At 64.2% G+C, this 2,115-nt stretch carries 2 protein-coding genes and 1 pseudogene; 2 read left to right on the top strand and 1 reads right to left on the bottom strand.

The window, feature by feature from the left end; translation table 11 throughout:
- Positions 1-197: 197 nt before the first annotated feature.
- Positions 198-616: pseudogene (locus ACFYOW_RS49470) on the bottom strand (ATP-binding protein); the annotation flags it as partial.
- Positions 617-752: 136 nt separating this feature from the next.
- Between ACFYOW_RS49470 and ACFYOW_RS49465 the strand changes: the two are divergent.
- Positions 753-1,217: a site-specific integrase gene (locus ACFYOW_RS49465; protein WP_387299127.1), complete on the top strand. Its 465-nt coding sequence runs from the start codon at positions 753-755 to the stop codon at positions 1,215-1,217.
- Between the two features lie 21 nt (positions 1,218-1,238).
- Positions 1,239-1,943 (top strand): tyrosine-type recombinase/integrase, encoded by a 705-nt coding sequence (locus ACFYOW_RS49460; protein WP_387299125.1) that lies wholly within the window; start codon positions 1,239-1,241, stop codon positions 1,941-1,943.
- Positions 1,944-2,115 lie beyond the last annotated feature (172 nt).

Genomic DNA, 2,115 nt, shown 5'->3' with positions numbered 1-2,115 from the left:
GCCCGGGCCAGATTCCACGTAACTTTTAAAATGCTCAAACGGCAAATGTTCGGCCGCACCAAACCCGACCTACTCCGCAAACGAATCCTATTGAGCGACTAGGAAACCCGACCAGACGGAATCACGCAAACCGTGCCAGATCCTGAATCGTGACCCGGTCGTTTCGGTTGAATCCGGACCCACCCCTGTTGGTTTGGTTAGTCGTTGGTCTCGGCCGCTGGGACGCGGCCGAGGTCTCGGTCCTTGAGTCGGTAGCTGTCTCCCTTCATTGAGATAACTTCAGCGTGGTGGACGAGGCGGTCGATCATTGCGGCGGCCACGACGTCGTCACCGAAGACCTCGCCCCAGCGATCTGGGTTTGTTGCTAGTGACGATCAGGCTGGCTCGTTCGTAACGGGACGAGACGAGCTGGAAGAACAGGTTCGCAGCCTCGGATTCGAACGGGATGTAGCCGACTTCGTCAACGATGATCAGCGGAATCCGGCCGAGCTTTATCAGCTGCCTGCAGTTTTCCGGCGTGCTGAGAATCAGCCAGCCGTGAGACCCACTCGGCGGCGGTGGCGAACGCGACTCGGTGACCTGCTTGGCAGGCGCGGATTCCGAGCCCGATCGACAGATGCGTTTTGCCGGTGCCAGGCGTTATCCACGGGACCTGACCCGTCCTCATCGATGTTCACGACGAAGACCTTTGGTGGGCAGCGGGTCTCGTTGTTGCCTGCTTATCAGTGGGGCTTCAACGACGTGATGAGCGGATGGCTCTGGTGGCCTACGGCATTGCGGTGCGCCCATCCGGCGGCGGGCGGACGTGGACGGTGGTCGATGCCTCGTATCGGACGGTCGGCCCGGTCGAGGAGTGGATCGAGGCGCATCGGCATCTGTGGTCGCCGAACACCGTGCGTGGATATGCGACCGCGCTGGCGCAGTGGTGGACCTTCCTCGAGCAGCGCGACGAGGCCGGGCGGTGGCAGGAGGTCGGGGTTCCCGCGGTGACCGGGTTCTTGTCGTGGCTGCGCAACGGTCGCACCGTCGAACACCATCTGGCTCCCTCCGATCAGCGGCCGTCGGCGACGACACTGGAAGCTCGTCTGGCGGCTTTGATTTCGTTCTACCGTTGGCAGCAGGAAGTGTTCGGGGTTCCCGTCGCGGGCCGTTTGTTGCGGGGGACGCCGCGGCGGATGCCGACGCGGGGGCTGCTGGCGCATCTGGATGCCCGCTAGGCACCGGCACCGTCGTCGCTGGTGCGGGTGCGCCGTCAACGCCACCGCGGTCGGCCGCCGATCCTGCTGCCGCAGCAGCTCCAGGCCATCCTCGACAGGTGGGCCGTCGTCGATCAGGCCACCGGCGAGTGGGCCGGGAATCTGCGGGATCGGCTGCTGTTCGCGATTCTGGCGGAGACAGGCGCTCGGCTGGGTGACGTGCTTGGCCTGCGCATCAGCGATTTCGTGCTGGGCCGAGGCGGCACCGCGTTCGTCGACATCGTCCCGCGCGAGGACAACGCGAACGGGGCGCGGGTGAAGATGATGCGTCCTCGCCGGGTCTATGTCGGCGCCGACCTGGAACGACTGTTCGCCGACTATCTGACCTATCTGGCTTGCCGCGCAACCGATCTCGGTCTGCTCATCACGGTCGACTCACCGCTTCTGGTGAACCTGAACCGTCCACCATTGCTGGCCCCGCTGAGGGAAGGAACGGTGAGAGACAAGGTGAATGCTTTGCGGCGCAAAGGAATCGGGCCACATGGGTGGTCACCACATTGGTTCCGGCATACTCATGCCAGCGCTCTTCTGCTCGCGGGAACGCCGGATTGGGTGGTGTCACGGCGGCTCGGTCACGCCCATGTTCAGACCACGCTGGACCTCTATGGCTGGGTCCTCGAAGATGAGGCGCTGCGGGCAGCGGCGAACTGGAAGTCTTATGCCGCAGGCTGGCAGGTGAGCCAGTGAACACGAATCGTCCGCCGTTCCTGCGCTCGGGTGAGGAGCTCGATCCGATCTGGAGGCTCTGGCTCGAGCTGCCCCGGGCCTGGCAAGGGCCGGTCATCGGTCCCGAGGTCGAGAACTGGGAGGCGTTCACCGAGCTCAAGGACCACAACATCATCCTGACCGGACTGCCGGA

The sequence above is a fragment of the Nocardia sp. NPDC006982 genome (genome assembly GCF_042869435.1).
Classification (GTDB): Bacteria; Actinomycetota; Actinomycetes; order Mycobacteriales; family Mycobacteriaceae; genus Nocardia.
The sequence above is the reverse complement of the archived record's forward strand: the minus strand, read 5'-3'. Positions and strand labels throughout refer to the sequence as shown.

Excerpts from the sequence above, each read along its gene's own strand:
- ACFYOW_RS49465 (WP_387299127.1), top strand. The coding sequence starts at position 753 with ATGGCTCTGGTGGCCTACGGCATTGCGGTGCGCCCATCCGGCGGCGGG.